Consider the following 20,172-nt stretch of genomic DNA (forward strand, 5'->3'; position numbering starts at 1 on the left):
CTTGGCATAGATGCTCCTGATCGTCATGCTATGCCTCGCACACAAAATTACTGACAGGCTCGTCGTTGGCAGCAACACCTCGAAGAACGCTGCTCCTTCTGAGCTTCGCACAGACAGGCCGAAGTCGGAGTGCCCCACCATGAAGTCGCTCAGTTTGTGCCGGAGCATGGCTTCGTCGCTGCTGTTCCGCGCTTCAGAAGCGAAATGTCCAATCAGGGCCTTTTTCTTGTTCAGTTCTTCGATTTGATGGTTCTTGAATGCGTAGGACGTCGCTGCGTAGATCGCACCACACACAATCAAAAGCCCGAAAAGGCTTTGCAACGCCAGCCAATAGGAAAGGCGCCGTCCTAGGGTTCTAACGCGGGACCGGCTCATGCATCCCGCGCTTCCAATACATAGCCCATCCCCCGTACCGTGTGGATCAGAGGCTTGGGAAACGGCGCGTCCACCTTGGTGCGCAAACGTCGCACCGCTGCATCGATCACGTTGGTGTTACTGTCGAAATTCATGTCCCACACCTGTGCGGCGATCTCTGATCGGGACAACACCTGGCCCTGGCGACGTAATAGCAGGGACAGGAGCCCGAACTCCTGCGCCGTGAGCAGAATCTTCCGGCCTTGACGTGTCGCATTGCGTCCCAGAAGATCGACTTCCAGGTCATCCACCTGAAGAACAGCTTCCTGCTCCTGTTTCATTGATGAACGGGTGCGCCTGAGCAATGCCTGGATGCGTGCGGAGAACTCCGAGAACGCGAATGGTTTCACAATGTAGTCGTCAGCACCGCTTTGCAGGCCTCGCACGCGGTCTTCAACCTTCACGCGGGCAGTCAACATGACGACCGGCGTTCGCTTACTCTGCCGCAAGGCCGCCAGCAAGCCCAGGCCATCGATGCCAGGGAGCATGCCATCCAGAACGATCAAGTCGTAGTCAACTTCCATTGCTAGATACAGTCCGTCGATGCCGTTGTAGGCGATATCGACCGCATAACCTTCTTCTTGCAAGCCCTTGCGAACGTAGTCGGCAAGCTTGATCTCGTCTTCTATCACCAGCAGCTTCATGAGCACCCAATTCCATTGACGGCCCGAAGTGGACCACGGCCCTTAACAAGAACCTAAAGCACCAAAAACGTTCACGCGCGCCGCCAGAAAATGACCTGTGTGACAGTGCTGAGCATTGACCCCGTGCGCGGGCCGTGTCGAGACATCATGACTAGGCCAGGGAGCAAGCGGCTCAATGCAACCTCCCGTTGTCGAGCTCGGCTCGGCCGCAGCAGGCGCGAAGTTCAGCCGCTAGAGGCCTTGAGCAAGGTGAGCAGATCCTGGGCAATCACCTGAGCCTCGGTGCCGTAGGATGAAAAGAGCCGTACCCGGCCCTCCGTGTCGAAGATGTACTTCCCCGCGGAATGGTCCATGGAGTAGGACGTTGGCGTGGCGCCATCCACTTTTTTGTAGTACGCCTTGAAGCTCTCGGCCACGGCCTGAAGCTCGGAGGGCTCCGGCCTGAGCGCGAGAAATGCCGGATCGAAGCTGGCCATGTACGCTTGGAGCAGAGCTTGGGTGTCGCGCTCGGGGTCGATCGTGATGAAAAGAACCTGCAAACGATCACCCTGCGCGCCCATCAGGCGCTTCACCTCCGTCAAGGTGCTCATGGACGTAGGGCACACGTCAGGGCACTGCGTAAAGCCGAAGAACACGACGGTCACCTTGCCCCTGAAATCCGCCAACGAGCGAACGATGCCGTTGTGATCAGTCAAGTTCAACTGCTTGGCGAACTCGGCGCCAGTGATGTCCGTGCTGTGGAATGTGGGGGCGGGGGGCGAGCACGCCGACACGGCGAGACTGCTCATGAGAACGAGGGCACCCGCAACAAGGCATCGGCGCCGCTGAAGTCCGGGCTTCGATGAGGCGCTGACGGAATGCTTCACGAAGGGAAGCTTCATTTCCGTGCCTTCGCCACTTCCTCGGCAATCAGCGACGCCAGCTGATCAGGCCCGAAGCTGGGGAGGCTGCGCCCATTGACGAAGAAGGTGGGCGTCTTGGTGACTTGCAGAGCAGTCAGATCTTCGATGTCCTGCTGAAGAACGGCCTGAACCTCCGGCTTCTGGGCGTCTTCAATGGCGCGCGGAAGGTCAAGGCCGGCCCGCTCGGCAATCTTGAAGGCCAGGCTGGGGTTGGGTTGGCCGTGGTCCGCCCACGTGGGTTGCGCCTCGAGCACAGCCTCCAGCACCGGCTGGTACTTGCCTTGCCGCCTGGCCGCCTCCAGCAGCTTGACCACCTGGTCCGAGCCCTGATGGAACGGGGCGTATCGAATAACCAGCTTCACGTCGCTTGGGTACTTCGCCATCAGGTCCTTGACGATGGGATAGAAAGCGCGGCAGGTTTCACACGCCGGGTCGAAAAACTCCACGATGGTGACCGGCGCGTTCTGCGAACCGAAGACGGGCGAGTGCATGCGGACAAGCCGCACTTGCTCGGCCCTGACCTGTTCGTCCTGCGCGGTCTGAACACGGCTCTTGTAGGCGTCCATGCCGAAAAAGAAGAAGGCGGCCACGATGGCCAACACGCCGACAACGGTAAATTTTTTGGCGTTCATGCAGGGGTCTTCCTCAAAAAAACAATCAGGAATGTGGCCACGGCCGCGAAGGCCAGCAGCGACAGCCAGGGGATCTGTATGCCGAAGAAGATTTCAAGGCTCTGGTCGCTGCAGGACGGACCGGCTCCGCAAGGGATCCACCACTGAGGGACCCAACCGGCAATCAGGGCCGTGTGGTAGGCCGATGCACCCACGCCTGCGAGCGCCAGCGGCAAGGCATAGATCGCCCCGCGGCGGTCTTCGCTGAAGCTCGCCATGCCCAGGATGAGGGCGAGCGGGAACATCAGGATGCGCTGGTACCAGCAGAGCAGACAAGGCGTCATGCCCATGACTTCGCCCAGGAACAGCGCGCTCAATGTGGCCAGGAGCGCCACCACCCAGGCCAGAAGAAGCCAGGTCCACTGTGGGTTTCGCTGCGTCCAGCGAACATTCATTGCGAGATTCCTTCCAGAAACGGTCTTGGTCAACCCGCCGTGATGCGCGGGTCGAAAGCGGAACCGGTTCGGGAGGGACGCTCGCGCCCCGATGACGATCAGGCGCTGCGCGTCAACCCCGGACCGGCCGGGGGCTTCCACTGCGGGCGGTAGGGGCGTTCTTGCCAAGGGGGCGCACGTTCTGCTTGAGCAGAAAGCTCGAAAGCAGCGTCGTGCGAGATCGGCAACCTGGCGGGCGCCTCGGCCGACATGGCAGTGCATGCGCTATGGCACGTGCCGCAGTCAAGGTCCCCTGCTGCCTGGGCGGAGCCCTTGGCGCCCTTGTCCGCGTCAACCGCATGCCGGTGCGTGTGATGCCCCGGGTGGACTGTGCAGGTCTGTGACTCGTGCTGGCAATAGACAGTCTCGGCCGCCGCAGAAAACTGCAGCGGCAGCAACATCAACAGAAGCATGACCAACCAAGTGCGCACCGGCGGAATTTTAGGCTCGGTACGGATTCAAGCACCACGCGCCTGGCGAATGAGCTCCAGCAGCTCGGGGCGCACGGGCATGGGCGCGAAGGCACTCGCGGTGGACCGTCCGGGGTTACCCAGGGGCAATCGGCCGGAGAGATGTCCCAGCGGCACAAGTGCCAGGCGAAACGCTTGGCCCGCCGCCTCCGGCCAGTCGCGGGTGCGCAGTGCCAGCCGCAACATCAACCAATGGGTTTGGAGGTGCGGCACCAGGTGACGCTGCCCCACCACGTGCGCAGCCTCCAGCCACAGCCAGGTTTGACCTGCCGAGGGGCTCTCCATGGCATGTGCGATGAGCGTTGTGTAGGTCCTGCGGTCCAGCCGAGGGTCGCCTGGCCGCTCGGTGTCAGTGGGCGTGGCCATGGCTGTTGTCCTCCTCTGATCCATCCTTGAGTTCTCTACGCGCCTGGCGCAACACGCTCAGCCCGCCGTGAAGGGCCAGCGCGGCCATCAGGCTGGCCACCAGCAGGTCAGGCCATGCGCTTCCAGTGCCGAACACGCCCAGCGCGGCCAGCATCACGGCAATGTTCCCCACGGCGTCGTTACGCGAGCACAGCCACACGCTGCGCATGTTGGCGTCACCTTCACGGAAAGCGTAGAGCGTCCAGGCGACGCCGACGTTGACCGCCAGCGCGAGCATGGCCACCACACCCATCGTCAGCGGCTCGGGCGTCGCCCCACTCCAGAGCGACCACAAGGCGTGTCCCAGCACGTACATGCCAAAGCCCATCATGCTGACGGCCTTGAGCACAGCGGCGCGGGCCCGCCACGCCAATGCCGAGGCCAGTACCGCGAGCGACACCGCATAGTTCGCCGCATCTCCGGCGAAATCGATCGCGTCCGCCAGCAGAGACAGCGAGCCGGCCTGCAGGCCTGCACCTATCTCGACCAAGAACATGGCCGCGTTGGCCAGCAGCGCCACCCAAAGGATGCGGCGGTAGCGAACGAGATTGACGATCTTGGACGGGCTGGGTGTTTCGTGGTTGCAGCAATGTGCCGACATGTTTTCTCCTCGACTGGTCAGGATTGGAAACCCTGGAGTCAGTACAGAGTCAAGGCCTTTGCCATCGGGCACGCGGACCTGAAAAAGCTGTAATGCGCTTGCCTCCATCTCGTCATCCGCGGAGCCGTACCTTCAGCGCGTACGCAAGTACCCCGACGCGCGCCAGCTCGTTGGGCATCCACCAAGGAGCAAGCATGAAACTCAACATCGCCATTCTGGCCCTCTCCCTGGGGGCGTCTTCAGCCTTCGCGAGCGATGCGGCACGCCAGACGGCTGCGCAAACCATTCCGCTCAAGGACGGCGGCATCCTCTACATGTTCAAGGACGGCAAGATGGCCAAGGAGGATCGGTACGGGCGAGCCCAATACCTGCGCAGCGGCGACACCCTGCAAACCGTGGACGGCAAGCAGATCACCGCCTCCAGCAATGAGGTGGCGCGCCTGAACTACCTGCTGAAGAAAGGACACGGCGACAAGTAAAGTCGAGCCTCTGGTGATCGCGTCATCGGCGCGAAAATTCGAGCGAGAAGGTGTTGACTCCCGCGCTGGAGCGCACCTTCACCTCCCCGCTGTGTGCCCGCATGATGGCCTTGGTGATTGGAAGGCCCAGTCCCACGCCCTCCTCCTCGCCCCGGCTCCTTCCTGGGCTCATGCGAACAAAGCGGTCGAAAAGCGCCGCCTGGGCGGCGCCTGCAATTTCCTCCCCCGAGTTGGACAACGCCAGGCGCACTAACCCGTCGCTTGCTTCGACAGTGATGCTTACCGTGGTCTGCGGATGGGCGTGTCGAACGGCGTTGGACAAGAGGTTGCTGATCGCGCGGCGAATCATCAGACGATCGCCTGAAACCGCGCCTTCCCCGCTCACCTCGATGGTCAAGCCCTTTTCGCTGGCGACGGCTTCATAGAACTCCACCAGAGAATTCGACTCCCTGACCAGGTCCACCTGATCCCGGGACGGCAACGCGTGCAGATTTTCGGTCTTGGCCAGAAAGAGCATGTCGGAGATGGTGCGTGCCAGACGCTGCAACTCCTCCGACAGGATGGCCAGGCTGTTGCGATAGTCGGCCGAGGAGCGCGGCTGGGCCAAGGTGACCTGGGCCGCGGTCAGGAGGTTGCTCACGGGCGTTCGCATCTCGTGCGCGAGGTCCGACGAAAAGGCGCTGAGCCGGTCAAAGTCGCGCTGAAGGCGGTCGAGCATGCCGTTGAGCGATTGGGCCAGTTCACGCATTTCCGTGGGGACACTTTCCACGGGCATGCGCTCGTCCAGCCGGTGCGCGCTCAGGCGCTCCGCCCTCGCCTTCATCGCCGTCAGCGGCTTGAGGCCTCCACGGCTGGCCACCCACCCCAGCAGCGTGCCGACGATCACGGAGAAGAGCATGTAAGCGGCGATCTTGACCGTCAAGGCATCCAGAAAATGCCGGTGATGGCTCGTATCGACGGCTGCAACCACCGACACCCTTCCCTTTTCGTTGCTCAGCTCGAGAGAGAAGCGCTGGGCATACAGGTTGTTTGACGCGTCTTGCCAAACCAGGCCCTGCGGCTTGGCGTCGAGCGCCGACAACAAGCCAGCAGGCAGTTGGATGTCGCCTTGTTCGAAGAGGACGCCCGAAGCACCGGTGACCCTGATGTACAAGCCCTGGTGCCCGTGCGTGCTGGTGCCGAGCCGCCTGCGCAACTCGTCTTCCGATGGGCTTGCCCGGATCACCTCCTCAACGAGATGAACCTTGTCGGTCAGAAGAGACTGGTCAAGTTCGACGAAGTGAGCACTGGTCTCCCGGAACATGAGTGCCGAAAAGCCAGTCAGGATGAGCGCCACGACGCCAGCGAAAAGAACCGTCAACCGGGCGGTGAGAGACATCGCCGAGCACCTCCTTCAATGCTCGGGCTCGTCCAGCACGTAGCCCATGCCACGCACCGTCTGCAGCAGCTTGGCATCAAAGCCGTCATCGATCTTGGCCCGCAGCCGTCGAATGGCCACGTCGATCACATTGCTGTCGCTGTCGAAGTTGATGTCCCACACGAGAGAGGCAATCAGCGTGCGGGGCAACACTTCACCGCGGCGACGGATAAAGAGTTCAAGCAGTCCGAACTCTTTGGCAGTCAGGTCTACTCGGCGTCCCGCTCGGGTGGCCCGACGGCGAACCAGATCGAGGGTAAGGTCGGCAACCTGCAGCGAGGTCGCCTCCTGAATCTGGTTGCCGCGCCGAAGGATGGTCTTGATGCGGGCTAGCAGTTCGGAGAATGAGAAGGGCTTGATCAGGTAGTCGTCCGCGCCCAACTCCAATCCCTTGACCCGATCCTCGACGCTGTCGCGGGCGGTGAGAAACAGCACCGGAAGCTGGCGCTTCTTGCGCTTGAGAGAACTCAGCAGGGACCATCCGTCGATGCCAGGAAGCATGACATCCAGGATGACAAGGTCGTACTCGACTTCGGTGGCTTCATGCAGGCCATCGACGCCGTTGCGAGCCAACTCGGCGAAGTAGCCCGCCTCCCGCAGCCCCTGCTTCAAGTACTCACCCGTGTGGGCTTCGTCTTCGACGATGAGGATCTTCACGCGGCAACTCTCTGCATGAATGCAGTTTGCCATGCCGCAAGCGCCGGATCCCAACATGACAAATCTGTAATGAACTGGACAGATGCCTGTGCGGGCCTGATCCGAACAATCCCCCCACTACTTAAACAAGGAGCCATGGGTGAAGAAAGTTCGATGGAAAGCGCAGAGCATGGTCCTGCTGGCGGCGATGGCTGCCGCCACAGGCAACATGGCGTTGGCGCAGGGTGCCAGTGATGAACAGCCTGCCAACTGGCGCGAGGCAAACGACGCTGTCGGCCAGTTCAAACGTGGCCATGCCGACATTCTGAAATGGGAGGCGCAAAACCTCAAATCTGCAACCCCGGAACAGAGGGTGCCCACGGGCTTTGCCCTACCTACGTTGGAGAGCGCGGTTCGCGCTGCCTGGAAACCGCACCTGGAACTGCAGAAAATCATGGCTCGCCTCGGTCAGGGCAATGTCGATCGGGTGGCGAACGGCCAATGGATGGATGTCGAGGCCCGCCAGCAAAGGCGCATCGAGGGCTTGGACGAGCTTTTCGAGGTCGCCGCGGATGCACGCAAAGCCTGGCTGATGGCTGTCGCGGCCAAGCAGGCGGTGCGCCTGCAGCAGGAATCCCTCGAGGCCGCGGAAGCTGCCACGGAGCTGGGGCGCCGCATGGTCAAGGTCGGCAACTGGAGCCGCTACCAACAAAGTCGGGTCGAGCTGGGGCTGTCCAGCGAAAAGCGGGCTTATCAACAAGCCCGCCTCGCAGCGGCACAAGCCGAGCAGGCGCTGATCAAGCTGCTGGGTTTCAACGGCATCCACCAGAGCCTGCAGCTCCCGGACTCCCTGCCTGATCTGCCCAATGAATCCATTGCGAGTGACCGCCTGACGGCCGAGCTGCAAGAGATCACCGCGCAGTTGCCCGTGTTCAATCAGACCAAGACGCGCATCAACTTCGATCTGGCACGAGGCGCTTACCTCACGGCACTGGATGTGGCCCAGAGTTATCGCAACGATGTCATGGCCCAGCGCAACCTCATCGTCGACGAGAGCGTGCTTCAGTACAACGGCATGCTCAAGAGCGTGTGGGAGCTGCTGACCGAAGTGCAGGGCCGCGCCCAGGCACAGCGCGAGACCATCGACGCCATTCGCGACTACTGGGTGGCGGAAACAGACCTGTTGTGGGTACTCCAGGGCGGCGAGCCCCAATCGTTTGTTACTCCGGGAAGCCCTTCCGGCGCTGACGCCAGCGCGGCAGGTCATTGAACAACTCCATCCGTACACAACATGAGCAATCGTCGCCAATTCTTTGCAGGTGCCGCCAGCGCCGTGGCCGGTCTGGCCGTTTCTCGTGTGGCCATGGCCGCACTCCCTGAGCCTGTCATTCAGAACTCTGTCGATACCGCGCCGCCGCTGGTGCCGAACTCCGGCCGCCCCTACAACCCCGTGGTAACGCTCAATGGCTGGAGCCTGCCCTGGCGCATGAACAACGGCGTCAAGGAATTCCACCTGGTCGCCGAGCCCGTGGTGCGCGAGATGTCGCCCGGCTTCAAGGTGAACATGTGGGGCTACAACGGCCAGAGCCCGGGGCCTACTATCGAGGTCGTCGAAGGCGATCGCGTGCGCATCTTCGTCACGAACAAGCTGCCCGAGCACACCACCATCCACTGGCACGGCCAGCGCCTGCCCAGTGGCATGGACGGCGTGGGCGGCCTCAACCAGCCGGCCATTCCAGCGGGCAAGACCTTCGTCTACGAGTTCGAGGCGCGCCGCCCCGGCACCTTCATGTACCACCCGCACGCCGACGAAATGGTGCAGATGGCCATGGGCATGATGGGTTTCTGGGTCACGCACCCCAAGGGCAAGCACCCGCACATCAGCGAGGTCGACCGCGACTTCTGTTTCCTGCTCAACGCCTTCGACGTCGAGCCCGGCAGCAAGACGCCCAAGGTTGCCACCATGACCGACTTCAACATCTGGGCCTGGAACAGCCGCATCTTCCCGGGCATCGACACCCTGAACGTGCGCCTCAACGACCGCGTGCGCATCCGCGTGGGCAACCTCACCATGACCAACCACCCCATCCACCTGCACGGGCACGAGTTCCTGGTGACCGGCACCGATGGCGGTCCCACCCCGCCCGCCACCCGCTGGTACGAGGTGACCACCGACGTGGCCGTCGGCCAGATGCGCCAGATCGAGCTCGTCGCTGACGAGGAAGGCGACTGGGCCTTCCACTGCCACAAGAGCCACCACACCATGAACGCCATGGGCCACGACGTGCCCACCATGATCGGCGTGGACCACCGCGGGCTGGTGAACAAGCTGCAGCGCGTGGCGCCCGACTACATGGTGATGGGCGAGCGCGGCATGGCCGACATGGGCGAGATGCAGATGCCCATTCCCGACAACACCGCACCCATGATGACCGGCACCGGGCAGTTCGGCCCCATCGAGATGGGCGGCATGTTCAGCGTGTTCAAGGTGCGCAAGGACCAGAAGCCCGGCGACTACAAGGACCCTGGCCCCTACAAGTTCCCGCAAGGCACGGTCGCCTACGAATGGTCGGGAGCAGCGCCCGCGCCGTCGCGGGCATCGCCAGCCTCGTCGACCACCCCGGCCGACGCCACCGCCGTCAAGCCCAATGGACACAAGGGCCATCACTGATATTCGCGTCCGTACGTCAGCCTTTGCCCATCCACCAAGGAGCATTCACTTGAAAATTCGAAACACCATTGCAACCGGCTTGTTGGTCGCCACCGCTTCCCTCGCCGCCGCGCACGGGAACGAAACCCACGGCAAACCCGCCGGCCCGGTCAAGCTCGAGCAAAAGTCATGGGGTATCGCCGGAGACCAGAAGAAGGTCACGCGCACCATCGAGATCGGGATGACCGATGCCATGCGCTTCACCCCGGATCGCCTCGAGATCCGTCAAGGGGAAACGGTCCGCTTTGTCCACATGAACAACGGCAAGGTCATGCATGAGTTCGTTCTCGGCACCAAGCCCGAGCTCGATGAACACGCTGCACTCATGAAGAAGTTCCCGGGCATGGAGCACGATGAGCCGTACATGGCACACGTCGCACCAGGAAAGCGCGGCGAGATCGTGTGGACCTTCAACAGGGTTGGCGAGTTCGATTTCGCGTGCCTGCTGCCTGGTCACTATGAAGCGGGCATGGTCGGCAAGATCAAGGTTGTCTCCAAGTGAGCGCCTGCGCGACCCACTGAACACTGTCTAAAAGGAGCCTCACATGAAGAAGATCATTCAACTGATCACGGCCGCTGGGCTGTCGCTGGCGATGCTTTCACCAGCCATCGCTCAGATGGATCATTCCAAGCCGATGGACCATGGAAAGCCGGCGTCTCAACAAGAGATGCCCATGACCGATGGTGAGGTTCGTCGGGTCGACCAGGAGACCGGCAAGATCACCATCAAGCATGGCGAAATCAAGAACCTGGACATGCCGCCCATGACGATGGTTTTTACGGCGACCGACAAGTCGCTACTGAGCAATGTCAATGCGGGCGACAAGGTCCAGTTCACTGTCAAGAACGAAAAAGGCCAGATGCTGATCACCAGCCTCAAGGTGGTGAAGTAAGCCGTGGTGGCAGCGCCCACCAACGCCTCTCAATGACCGGACCTTGGCCAGCGCCTGTGCTGGTCATCGATCCAGAAGGGGTGGGCGTGGCGTGCTTCGCCGGCCCGGTGGCCATGGCGCAGATGGGGATGGTCAGGCGGCAGTTCGGCGTGCTCGTGTTCGAGGGTGGCAGGGTCTTCGCGAGGCCATACGCGCAGCGCGACCAGACACGCCAGGGCTGCGGCCACGCCCAGCAGGACAAAGGTGGCCGAGGTGCCCCAATGCGAGCCCGCCCATCCTGCCAGGGGATAAAACACCAGCCAGCAGGCATGCGACAAGGCGAACTGCGCGGCAAACAGCGCGGGGCGATCCGCGGGGTGGGAGGACCGGCGCAACAACCGGCCTGAGGGCGTCTGGGCCATCGAGTACGCCAGGCCGGTCACGAACCACAACGGCAGCAAGCCGGCATACCCGGCGACCTGGCTGCCCAGCAGCAGGACACAGCTGAGCAGCACCACTGCCCACAGCATCACCGCTCGATCGGGCCAACGATCGAGCAAGCGAGGGAGTCCGAGCGCCGCCACCATTGAGCCCGCCCCGAACGCGGCCAGGGCCAGCGCCAGCGCGTTCTGCGGTAGACCCCATTGGGCCTGCACCAGCACCACGGTGTTGACAAACACCATGGAGCCGGCCGCGGCCACCGCGGCGCTCAGGGCGAGCAGGCCGCGCAAACGCGGCGTGGCCAGGTAGATGCGCAGCCCGCGTGTGGTGCGGTCGTAGATGCCACGTCGCTCGGCGGTCGGCTGCGCAGGCAGAACGACAGAGACGACCAGCAGTGCCGAGGCCATGAAGCCCAGCACCGTGCCGGCGAACAGATCGTGATAGCCGACCACCGTGAGCAGCGCCGCTGCCAGCATGGGACTCAGCAGACTCTCCATGTCGTACGCGAGGCGTGACAGCGAGAGCGCCTTGGTGTAGTCGTGCTCGTCGGGCAGCACGTCAGGGATAGCGGCCTGGAAAGTGGGTGTGAACGCCGCCGACGCGGCCTGCAGAACAAAAATCAGAACGTAGATCTGCCAGACCTGGCTCACGAAGGGCAAGGCCAGGGCCACGGCAGCGCGCACCAGATCCAGGCAGACCAGCACCGCACGCCGCGGCAGGCTCTGGGCCAGCGCGGCCGCCACGGGCGCTACCCCCACGTAGGCGACCATCTTGATGGCCAACGCCGTGCCCAGCACCACGCCCGCGTTCTGGCCGGCCAGATCGAAGGCCAGCAACCCCAGCGCCACGGTGGCCAGGCCCGTGCCCAGCAGCGCGATCACCTGGGCTGCGAACAGGTGACGGTAGGTGCGGTGCCGAAGGATGTCCAGCATGGCGCTTGCCCCATTGACGGCTCAGAGGTAGCGGGTGATCTGCTTGAATTCGTCCAGCGAGGCCATGGACGGGCCCGAACGCCTCGCCCCATCGAGCGCGTGCGCGAGGCAATGGTCGATGTGATCCTGCACCAGTGTCTTTTTGGCCTGGGTGATGGCTTTCTCAACGGCCTGCAACTGCTGCGCGATGTCCAGGCATTCGCGCCCCTGCTCGATCATTTCGATCACGCTGTTGAGGTGGCCGTGCGCGCGGCGAAGGCGCTTGACCACGGCCGGATGCGTCTCATGTGTGTGGGCGTGTTTCATGTTGACTCCTATCCTCCCCCCCAGGTTACTATACGCAGGCCGTCTCCGCACCGACCAACCGTGAAATCCTCTGCGCAACCCGACGCTCCGCGCCCGCCATGGCTGGGCCGCAGCATGCGCGCTTGTGTCCTGCTGATCATCCTGTTTGGCACCCTCCTGTCGTCGCTGGGGGTACTGCAGACGCATGCGCTGGCCCCGCTGGACGCCATCCAGATTGCCCAAGCGGAACAAGACGATTCGCACGGTCATCCGCATGAGGGCGACCCGCTCGCCGCTTACGAGGGTGCATCCCACACCCACCTGGGCTCGGACCATTCTCACGACAAGGCCCATGCCCTGCCGGCCATGTCGGGCCTGGGAATGTCTGCGGCGCCCCCTTGGAGGCCCCGGACCCGTGCCTGGATCGACCGGCTGATGACACATCGGCTGGACCGTCCACCCAAAACGGCCTGAACACTTCCGCCGTTTGCGCCGCTCCCAACACGCCTGGATGCCTTCAGGCAACGGCGCGTCTCTCATATCCCGTTTTGGAGTTTCCATGCTCAGCCTCTTCGAGTCGCAGCTGGCGCATGTCCCCTGGGCATCGCGCTGGCGCATCGCCTTCTGGCTTCCCATTGCATTGCTTGTGACATTGCTGCTGGGCGCCACCGACGCCCTGGCCCACGGGGTCACCCTGGGCGACAAGGGCTACATCCAGGAGATCTCGGGTGTCAAGTTGCTGCCCTTTGTCTACCTGGGCGCCAAGCACATGGTGACCGGCTACGACCACATCCTGTTCCTGTTCGGCGTCATCTTCTTTCTCTACCGGCTGAAGGACATCGGGCTCTACGTGAGCCTGTTCGCCATCGGCCACTCCACCACCATGGTCCTGGGCGTGTACTTCAACGTCGGGATCAACGCCTTCCTGATCGACGCGGTCATCGGGCTCTCGGTGGTCTACAAGGCGCTCGACAACCTCGGCGCCTTCCAGCGCTGGTTCGGTGTGCAGCCGAACACCCGGGTGGCGACCCTGGTCTTCGGTCTGTTCCACGGTTTCGGCCTCGCGACCAAGATCCTCGAATACGAAATCTCCTCAGATGGCCTGGTGCCCAACCTGCTGGCCTTCAACGTGGGCGTGGAGCTCGGCCAGTTGCTGGCGCTCGCCGTCATCCTGGTCGGCATGGGCTACTGGCGCCGCACCGCCGGCTTCGTGCGCCACGCCTACACCGCCAACGTTGCCATGATGTGCGCCGGCTTTGTGCTGGTGGGCATGCAACTGGCGGGCTACGTCGTCTTCCACGTCTGAACCTCATTTCACCGATCACTATGTACAACAGCAACGTTCCTTCCCGCGCCGAGCTGCCTTCTTCGCAACAGCTGCTGCGCTCCACCGTCATCGCGGCCATCGTCGCCATCGTTTTGCTCGTGACCGTCGTGTTCCCCGCCGAGTACGGTAAGGACTGGACCGGCATTGGCCGCGTGCTGGGCCTGACCGAGATGGGCGAGATCAAGGCCGATCTGGCCAGAGAAGCCGCGGCGGACGCGGCGGCGGCGGCCCGGCAGCGCGAAGACGAACACACACGTCAGCACGCGAGCGGCCAAGCACATGGACACGAGGAGTCGGCACCCTCCGCGCCAGTGCCTCGGGCCGAGGGCGCCACGCCGCCAGCCACCGCGCCCTTGGCCACCACGCCGGCAATGGGCACCGCCGCGCCATCGGGCTGGCGCGACGAGCTGACGGCGTCGCTCAAGCCCGGCGAGGGCATCGAGATCAAGCTGGTGATGAAGGAAGGCGAGAAGGCCTCGTTCGCCTGGACGGTCGAAGGCGGCGTCGTCAACTACGACACCCACGGTGATGGTCCGGGGCGCTCCATCAGCTACGTCAAAGGACGCGGCGTGCCCGCCGACGAGGGTGAGCTCGTGGCTGCTTTCACCGGCAACCATGGCTGGTTCTGGCGCAACCGTGGAAAGGAAGACGTGAAGCTGGTACTGCGTACGGGTGGGCAATACAGCGCGATCAAACGACCCTAAGGAAAGGCATGCGCCTCGCCAGGCGATCCGGTCATGGGAGCGCGCGCCCAGGGAGAGAGCACGTTGTCGACCTGGTCCATTGAGCGAGGCGCGGCCCTTCGAGATGCTGTGCCGATGCCCACGAAAGCCACCAGGCGTTCCCCTGGGCTGCAGAACGCTTCACTCACCGCCGGATGCGTGCATTTGCGTCCGCTGAGCGTCTTGGCGCCATAGCCCATGAGGTGCAAGGCGTTGAGGAAATTGGTCAAGGCGCCCCCGACCGTGATCCACTGCTCGTGCTCGGGCACCTCGGCAATGCCGGGGGTGATGCGCGCAACCCATGCCACGAGCACAGGGCCCTTGTGAGCGCGTTCTCGTTCGCGATCCACCTCGTCTTCGGATTTGCCTACATCCCGCGCGAACCGCGCAAAGCACTCTCCGAGCGCCTCGCGCTGATCGCTCTCGATCAGCACCGCCCGCCAGGGCACCAATTGGCCATGATCAGGAGCCCGCAGCGCGCAAGCGAGGGCCTGCTGCAGTGCCTGGTGATCCGGCGCCGGTTCGGTCAACCAGCGCGGCCCCGTCGAGTAGCGGGACAGCAGTCCAGCCAGCGCCTGCCGATGGTCCGCGTCCTTGAGCCAAGCGGGAGTGGAGCCCACGGGCACCGCACCTTCGCGGCCTGCGTTCGAAAACGGATCAGAAGTGTGAAAACCCATGAGGCCTCCGCGCTGTGGGGCGCCTGCTGTTCAGCGGCCGACGGCATGCTTCAGCAGCACGGCCAACTCGTAGTACACCTGCGCGGAAGGGGCTCGCCCTGCCGCCACCTGGCATGCCTGGCACAGCGGGCCGATCCAGGCGACGAGGAACTCTTCAATGAACTCCTCTGCCATGCCCAAGGCGTCCGCATCACCTCGGGCCGCGCGCTCGTAGAGCTTGCCCAGAAACTCCAACTGCATCGCCACGTGGTCGGGCAGATCGTGCAAGTGCCCGCTGGGCTCGAAGCCGGCCACGCCATAGCAGGAGGCGATCATCTGCGTGCTGCTGCCGGCCAGCGCCCCTTCGAGGTAAGCACTGGTGTTGAGCGCAACGGGCACAGGTGGCACAAGGAACAGCCGCGCGTACTCGACCAGCCAAACATCGGCTGTGCTCTCCGGAGTGGCATGCTCCACCCAAAGCCGGTAGGCATCGACCACCGCTGTGCATACGGATGAGACGTCAAGCGCCAACGCCTGGCCGAGTTCGCGGAGATCCTCCACGAGGGGCTGCCCCCAGTCGCACACGCTCCACTCGGCGGGTGGCGGCAAAAATGCCTGCGCCAGGCACAGCATCAGGTCGGCACGGTGCACCAGGGCGTCGGCATCCGGCGTGACAGCGCCTGCGGTTGTCGCCAGCGCCGGGCTCATCGCGGCTCACCACCGAGGCGCATCACCTTCTCGCCTGCGGCATTGACGACATTGGCCAGGAACACCGCCGTGGCAAGCACGGCCCACTCGGTGATCGAGGGGCTGTAGTCGAGCAGGCCGTGGGCCCACGAACCCTTAAACAGGGCCACCATCTGTCCGCCGATCACGAAGTGGTAGCGGGCCAGGAAGAGCGCGATCACCGCGACCAGGGCCGCGAGCAGTTGCAACCGCAGGGAGCGCCGCAGCGAGCCCACCGCAGTGAGCAGGATGGGCAGGCCCAGACCCAGCCACAGTTCGATCTGAAAGAGCGGTTGGCGCCAGTAGTGCTGCCACACCTGCAGGCCATCGGCGTTGCTCCACAGCCCGGCCACCAGGCGCGACACCACGAAGAATGCGTGTGCGACGAGCAGCACCGCGAACAAGGCGCCCAGAGGGCCTGCGAACAGCGCGCGCGTTCGCTCGTCGAAGCGGGCGCTGTCGAAGCCATGGGCCAGGTGGGTGAAGATGATCACGAAAGTGACCGCCCCCAGCAGCGCCTCGACGAAGAAGGCCAACGACATCTCGCCACCGAACCAGAAGGGGCGCATCGACATCCAGCCGTAGACACCGCCGGCCACGAAGGTGATGCCCAGCGCCGCGATCAGCGCCACCACGGCTGCGGCCCTGGGCGGCTGTTGGGCCGATGGCAGCAACCAGGTCCACACCAGCACGGCGAGTGCCACCGTGTAGAAGATGACGCCCCAGACTTTCCAGAACAGTGGCGCCGAGGTGCTGAAGCTGAACGGGATCAGGAGCATGGCGCGCAGCGGGTAGCCCAGCTCCATGAATAGCGCCGCAACCCCGCCGAGCAAGGCCGCGATCGCCAGCCAGGTGGCCCGTCGCGCGATGGGCTCGAACGCCGGCAGGCGAAACACCGTCCAGGTCGACGCCAACATGGCCAAGCCGGTCGACGCGAGCAGGAAGAAGTCGTAGGTGACGATGGGCAGGCCCCAGAAGATGCCGCGGCTGTCGCCGTTGTAGGCCGTGTGGCCCACGGTGGCGAGCTGCGAGATCACGTAGCCTGCGGCGGCCAGCAAGCCGACCGCGGCGACGATCAGTACCAGGCCCATGGGGCCACCGGCGGCGGGGTGTCGCTGTGCAAGTGTGTTCATGCGTGGTCTCCCGTCGTTCAGGCAGAGGGTTCGTCGGCGCGCGAACTGGGCACCGCCGCGCCGGCGCCACCGGAGAGGTAGTAAACCTGCGGCTTGTTGCCGGTGTGGTCGAGCAGCCGTACGCCTCGCTTGTCGGCGATGAGCTTGTTGACGTTGGACGCTGGGTTGTCCAGGTCACCGAAGTAGCGGGCCTTGGGTGGGCACACGCGCACACAGGCTGGCGTGTGTTCCTTCGTCGCCGGGTTGTCCTCGTCCAGGTCGGCCACGCCCTGCGGTGCGGTGCTGGTCTTGTGGTGGCAGAAGGTGCACTTGGACACCACGCCGCTGGGCTGGATGCCCACACCGTGCTTGGGATCGTTGTGCGGCGCTTCGTAGGGCGGCTTCCACTGGCGAGCGCCTTCTCCGGGGAACACGCTGCGGATGTCCGGCTGCACGACCGCTTTCTCGTCGGTATAGAAGCGCACGCCGTAGGGACAGGCCACCATGCAGGCCTTGCAGCCGATGCACTTGTCCCAGTCCACGAGCACGAAGCCGCCCTCTTTCTCCTTGAACGTGGCGCCGGTCGGGCACACGTCCACGCAAGAGGGGTTCTCGCAGTGCATGCAGGGCCGCGGGAACCACTGAAGGTTCACGTTCGGGTAGCTGCCCTCGTGATAGAAGAGCACGTCCTGCCAGTTCTCACCGGGCAGCCGGTTGTTCTCCATCGAACAGGCGGTGGTGCAGGCCTGGCAGCCGGTGCACTTGTCCAGATCGATGACCATTCCCCATTTCGCCATGTGTGTCTCCTTGGTGGGTGGGCTGCGGCCTCAGGCCTTTTCGATGCTGACCTTGGTGGAGTAGTAGTTGCACTGGCCGGTGATGCGGTCGCTCTGGTTGACCGTGATCTCGCCGCAGTGCCCGGGGCCGCGCCCCTGCGCCCAGCGTCCCTGGGCCCAGTGACCGTGCTCCATCGGAAACACCAGGGTGTCGGGGCGAACGCCCTCGTAGAGCCGCACATGGCCTTCGATCTCACCCACGCTGGACTTGATGCGCACCCGGTCGCCATCGGCGATGCCTTTGCGCTGCGCGGTCTGCGGATTGATCTCGATGTAGACCTGATCGCGGCCACCGAGCACCGGCTGCAGCAGGCTGATGGCCTGGGGGATGTTGCCGCCGCGCCCCTCGGCGTGCAGGGCCACCTTGGGGGTGACCATGTACATGTCGCCGCCCCCGGGGTGCTTGGGCTCTTCCCAGTGCGGGAACATCAGATTGGCCTTGTCGCGACCGGTCTTGGCGGCGATCCAGTCGGCCTTGGACTCCAGCCAGCCCGAGCGGAACTCGAACTTGCCCGACGGGGTCTTGAGCAACTGGGCCTTGACCTGCTCGGGCGTCATCTCGCGCGCATAGGCCTTGCCGTCCCACTCGTAGAACTCGCCGTTGCGCTGCTGCCAGGGGTAGCGCTTCTTGTACCAGACGCCCTTCTCCACCCAGCTCTCGAAGCTGTTGACGCCGTTGTCGCCCGGGTCGCTCTCGAAGCCCTTGGCCAGGTGCCGAATGACGTTCTCGCTGTCCTTGAGCGCGTTGTAGTACTCGCCCATCGGGCCCTTGATGCGCTTGCCGATCTCGATCAGCGTGTCGCCGTAGTACTTGGTGTCGTACAGCGGCTTGATCGCGGGGACACGCAGTTGCGCCAGCGGCCAGCCCTCGAAGGGATAGGTGGGCGCATCCTGCAGGCGCTCCAGGAAGGTGTGATCGGGCAGGATCAGGTCGGCCATCATCGCCGTCTCGCCGGGGAATGGCGAGGTGTCGATCACGAACAGCTCCTCCAGCGCTTTCTCCCACACCTGCCCGTTCGGCGCCGTCCACACGGGGTTGGACAGGTAGAACATGATGGTGTCGAGCTTGTAGGGCTTGCCCGCGAGCGTGTTGGGCCCGACCTCCTGGAGCATGTTGTTGGCCATCAAGTAGCCGTCCTCGTGTCCCTTGAGGTCGATGCGGGGCTGGCTTTTCCAGGCACCGTTCCTGGCGTAGTCGTCCATGAAGTCGCCGGCCTTGACCGGCATGGGCCCGTAGGAGGGGCCCATCTGGTACATCATCCCGCCCTTGGCGTAGAGCGAGCCCACCAGCGCATTGAGCGAGTGCACGGCCATGCCGTTGTAGATGCCGTTGCTGTGCGCGTGCACGCCGCGCTCGAAGATCGCCATGGCCGGGCGCGTGGAGCCGAACTCGCGCGCGGTGGCCAGGATGTCGCGCTCGAAGATGGTGGTGACCCCTTCGGCCCACTTGGGCGTGCGGTCCTTGAGTTCGATGTTCCACCACTCGATCAGGCCGCGCACCCACTTCTCGTTGAAGCTGGCCGGGTCCACGGCCTGACCGGCCTTGAAACGGTTCACGCCGTCGGCAAAGTCGCCGACAAAGCTCTTTTCCCACAGGCCTTCTGTGAGGATCACGTGCGCGATCGCCAGGGCCAGTGCGCCATCCGTGCCCGGCTTGATCAGCAGGGCACGGTCGCTGGCGGCCAGGGTCGTGTTCATGTGCACGTCCACCGCCGTCACGCGCGTCTTGGGCGACTTGGAGCGCATGTGGCCCCACATCTGCATCAAATAGTTGTAGGGCCGGAAGGCTTCCAGAAAGCCGCAGCCAAACATCAGCAGGTAGTTGGTGTTGCGGAAGTCGTGGGCGTTGTAGGAGCCGTTGCCGTCGGTGGCCTGCTTGGATTTGATGCTGCCGTCCGAGCACATCGAGGAGTGGCCGATGGCCACGTTGGGCGAACCGTAGAGCGCGCCGAAATCGCCCTGCAGGCCGGCGCACGAGGCGCCCCAGCCGCGGCCGTAGATGAGCGCGAAACGGTGACTTTCCCCCTTGTCCCGCAGCGTGTTGAGCCGGTCGGCGACGGTTTGCAGCGCCTCGTCCCAGGTGATGGGCACGAACTTGGGGTCCTCGCCGCGGCCCTTCTTGGGGTTGGTGCGCTTCATCGGCCCCTTGAAGCGGTCGGGGTCGTAGAGGATGTAGGTGCCCAACGGCCCCTTGGGACAGAGCTTGCCGTTGGCGATCGGGTGATCGGTGTTGCCGTAGATGGCGTGCACCTTGCCGTTGGTGGTGTAGACGTCGATGCCGCAGCGCGCGGGGCACTGGTGGCAGATGTTCTTGGTGATCTTGGTCTCGGGCTTGGCAGCCGGTGCCGCCTGGGCCTGGGTTTCGCGCAGGGTCTGGCCACCCACCACCACGGCCGTTGCGCCGCTGGCCGCACTGGCCTGCAGGAATCGACGGCGCGAGAGCGCGGGCTGAAAGATGCGTTCCATGATCCCCATCGTGT

23 protein-coding genes and 1 pseudogene are annotated in these 20,172 nt (G+C 63.9%); 8 read left to right on the forward strand and 16 right to left on the reverse strand.

What is annotated here, in order from left to right; translation table 11 throughout:
- The 7 genes and pseudogenes from GTO19_RS14140 to GTO19_RS14170 all read right to left on the reverse strand — a co-directional run.
- A pseudogene (locus GTO19_RS14140) lies at nt 1-375 on the reverse strand (hypothetical protein); the annotation flags it as partial.
- Nucleotides 372-1,058: a heavy metal response regulator transcription factor gene (locus GTO19_RS14145; RefSeq protein ID WP_291021658.1), complete on the reverse strand. Its 687-nt coding sequence runs from the start codon at nt 1,056-1,058 to the stop codon at nt 372-374. The pseudogene GTO19_RS14140 and the gene GTO19_RS14145, both read right to left, overlap by 4 nt.
- Before the next feature lie 224 nt (nt 1,059-1,282).
- The gene (locus GTO19_RS14150; RefSeq protein WP_291021735.1) at nt 1,283-1,846 is read right to left on the reverse strand and encodes an SCO family protein; all 564 of its coding nucleotides are present in this window, start codon (nt 1,844-1,846) and stop codon (nt 1,283-1,285) included.
- A gap of 89 nt (nt 1,847-1,935) precedes the next feature.
- Nucleotides 1,936-2,592 (reverse strand): thioredoxin domain-containing protein, encoded by a 657-nt coding sequence (locus GTO19_RS14155; RefSeq protein ID WP_291021659.1) that lies wholly within the window; start codon nt 2,590-2,592, stop codon nt 1,936-1,938.
- Nucleotides 2,589-3,026: a disulfide bond formation protein B gene (locus tag GTO19_RS14160; protein WP_291021660.1), complete on the reverse strand. Its 438-nt coding sequence runs from the start codon at nt 3,024-3,026 to the stop codon at nt 2,589-2,591. Before GTO19_RS14160 ends, GTO19_RS14155 begins: the two co-directional genes overlap by 4 nt.
- A gap of 497 nt (nt 3,027-3,523) precedes the next feature.
- A complete protein-coding gene (locus tag GTO19_RS14165) occupies nt 3,524-3,901 on the reverse strand; it encodes a DUF3703 domain-containing protein (RefSeq protein ID WP_291021661.1) in 378 nt (125 codons plus the stop codon).
- The gene (locus GTO19_RS14170; RefSeq protein WP_291021736.1) at nt 3,885-4,541 is read right to left on the reverse strand and encodes a cation transporter; all 657 of its coding nucleotides are present in this window, start codon (nt 4,539-4,541) and stop codon (nt 3,885-3,887) included. Before GTO19_RS14170 ends, GTO19_RS14165 begins: the two co-directional genes overlap by 17 nt.
- Before the next feature lie 194 nt (nt 4,542-4,735).
- Between GTO19_RS14170 and GTO19_RS14175 the strand changes: the two genes are divergently transcribed.
- Complete coding sequence (locus tag GTO19_RS14175; RefSeq protein WP_287493022.1) at nt 4,736-5,020, forward strand: CopK family periplasmic copper-binding protein; 285 nt, start codon at nt 4,736-4,738, stop codon at nt 5,018-5,020.
- A gap of 22 nt (nt 5,021-5,042) precedes the next feature.
- On the opposite strand, the gene GTO19_RS14180 is transcribed toward GTO19_RS14175, so the two are convergent.
- A complete protein-coding gene (locus GTO19_RS14180; protein WP_291021662.1) occupies nt 5,043-6,398 on the reverse strand; it encodes a heavy metal sensor histidine kinase in 1,356 nt (451 codons plus the stop codon).
- A gap of 15 nt (nt 6,399-6,413) precedes the next feature.
- Entirely contained in the window at nt 6,414-7,094 is a 681-nt protein-coding gene (locus GTO19_RS14185; protein ID WP_287493018.1) for a heavy metal response regulator transcription factor, read from the reverse strand.
- Between the two features lie 139 nt (nt 7,095-7,233).
- Here GTO19_RS14185 and GTO19_RS14190 point away from each other — a divergent pair, with 139 nt between their 5' ends.
- From GTO19_RS14190 to GTO19_RS14205, 4 genes are read left to right on the forward strand one after another with little or no spacing between them, the layout of a single operon-like run.
- Nucleotides 7,234-8,343: a hypothetical protein gene (locus GTO19_RS14190; protein WP_291021663.1), complete on the forward strand. Its 1,110-nt coding sequence runs from the start codon at nt 7,234-7,236 to the stop codon at nt 8,341-8,343.
- Nucleotides 8,344-8,364: 21 nt separating this feature from the next.
- Nucleotides 8,365-9,744 carry a copper oxidase gene (locus GTO19_RS14195; protein WP_291021664.1) on the forward strand — a complete coding sequence of 460 codons (1,380 nt, stop codon included), beginning with the start codon at nt 8,365-8,367 and terminating at the stop codon, nt 9,742-9,744.
- 49 nt (nt 9,745-9,793) lie between these two features.
- On the forward strand, nt 9,794-10,285 hold the full coding sequence (locus GTO19_RS14200) for a cupredoxin family protein (RefSeq protein WP_291021665.1): 492 nt from the start codon (nt 9,794-9,796) through the stop codon (nt 10,283-10,285).
- Nucleotides 10,286-10,328: 43 nt separating this feature from the next.
- Entirely contained in the window at nt 10,329-10,676 is a 348-nt protein-coding gene (locus tag GTO19_RS14205; protein WP_291021666.1) for a copper-binding protein, read from the forward strand.
- Nucleotides 10,677-10,705: 29 nt separating this feature from the next.
- Here GTO19_RS14205 and GTO19_RS14210 read toward each other — a convergent pair whose 3' ends face one another.
- Both GTO19_RS14210 and GTO19_RS14215 read right to left on the reverse strand, forming a co-directional pair.
- Nucleotides 10,706-12,028 carry an MFS transporter gene (locus GTO19_RS14210; protein WP_291021667.1) on the reverse strand — a complete coding sequence of 441 codons (1,323 nt, stop codon included), beginning with the start codon at nt 12,026-12,028 and terminating at the stop codon, nt 10,706-10,708.
- 21 nt (nt 12,029-12,049) lie between these two features.
- The gene (locus tag GTO19_RS14215) at nt 12,050-12,334 is read right to left on the reverse strand and encodes a metal-sensing transcriptional repressor (RefSeq protein ID WP_287493010.1); all 285 of its coding nucleotides are present in this window, start codon (nt 12,332-12,334) and stop codon (nt 12,050-12,052) included.
- Between the two features lie 60 nt (nt 12,335-12,394).
- Here GTO19_RS14215 and GTO19_RS14220 point away from each other — a divergent pair, with 60 nt between their 5' ends.
- The 3 genes from GTO19_RS14220 to GTO19_RS14230 all read left to right on the forward strand — a co-directional run bounded on the left by GTO19_RS14220 (nt 12,395) and on the right by GTO19_RS14230 (nt 14,344).
- Nucleotides 12,395-12,787 carry a hypothetical protein gene (locus GTO19_RS14220; RefSeq protein ID WP_291021668.1) on the forward strand — a complete coding sequence of 131 codons (393 nt, stop codon included), beginning with the start codon at nt 12,395-12,397 and terminating at the stop codon, nt 12,785-12,787.
- 85 nt (nt 12,788-12,872) lie between these two features.
- Nucleotides 12,873-13,619 (forward strand): HupE/UreJ family protein, encoded by a 747-nt coding sequence (locus tag GTO19_RS14225; protein ID WP_291021669.1) that lies wholly within the window; start codon nt 12,873-12,875, stop codon nt 13,617-13,619.
- Nucleotides 13,620-13,639: 20 nt separating this feature from the next.
- Complete coding sequence (locus GTO19_RS14230) at nt 13,640-14,344, forward strand: transmembrane anchor protein (protein ID WP_291021670.1); 705 nt, start codon at nt 13,640-13,642, stop codon at nt 14,342-14,344.
- Here GTO19_RS14230 and GTO19_RS14235 read toward each other — a convergent pair.
- Genes GTO19_RS14235 through GTO19_RS14255 form a run of 5 tightly spaced genes read right to left on the reverse strand, consistent with a single transcriptional unit; the run spans nt 14,341 to nt 20,167 of the window.
- Nucleotides 14,341-15,039: a nitroreductase gene (locus GTO19_RS14235; protein WP_291021671.1), complete on the reverse strand. Its 699-nt coding sequence runs from the start codon at nt 15,037-15,039 to the stop codon at nt 14,341-14,343. The genes GTO19_RS14230 and GTO19_RS14235 overlap by 4 nt on opposite strands.
- A 30-nt stretch (nt 15,040-15,069) precedes the next feature.
- The gene (locus GTO19_RS14240; protein WP_291021672.1) at nt 15,070-15,726 is read right to left on the reverse strand and encodes a molecular chaperone; all 657 of its coding nucleotides are present in this window, start codon (nt 15,724-15,726) and stop codon (nt 15,070-15,072) included.
- Complete coding sequence (gene nrfD, locus GTO19_RS14245) at nt 15,723-16,877, reverse strand: NrfD/PsrC family molybdoenzyme membrane anchor subunit (RefSeq protein ID WP_291021673.1); 1,155 nt, start codon at nt 16,875-16,877, stop codon at nt 15,723-15,725. The genes GTO19_RS14240 and nrfD overlap by 4 nt, the downstream gene beginning before the upstream one ends.
- A 17-nt stretch (nt 16,878-16,894) precedes the next feature.
- Nucleotides 16,895-17,653: a 4Fe-4S dicluster domain-containing protein gene (locus GTO19_RS14250; RefSeq protein WP_291021674.1), complete on the reverse strand. Its 759-nt coding sequence runs from the start codon at nt 17,651-17,653 to the stop codon at nt 16,895-16,897.
- A 30-nt stretch (nt 17,654-17,683) separates the two neighbouring features.
- Nucleotides 17,684-20,167, reverse strand: a complete 2,484-nt coding sequence (locus tag GTO19_RS14255; protein ID WP_291021675.1) for a molybdopterin-dependent oxidoreductase — start codon at nt 20,165-20,167, stop codon at nt 17,684-17,686.
- Nucleotides 20,168-20,172 lie beyond the last annotated feature (5 nt).

Origin of the sequence: Hydrogenophaga sp., assembly GCF_011772445.1 — a bacterium.
In the GTDB taxonomy this organism is placed as follows: domain Bacteria; phylum Pseudomonadota; class Gammaproteobacteria; order Burkholderiales; family Burkholderiaceae_C; genus Hydrogenophaga.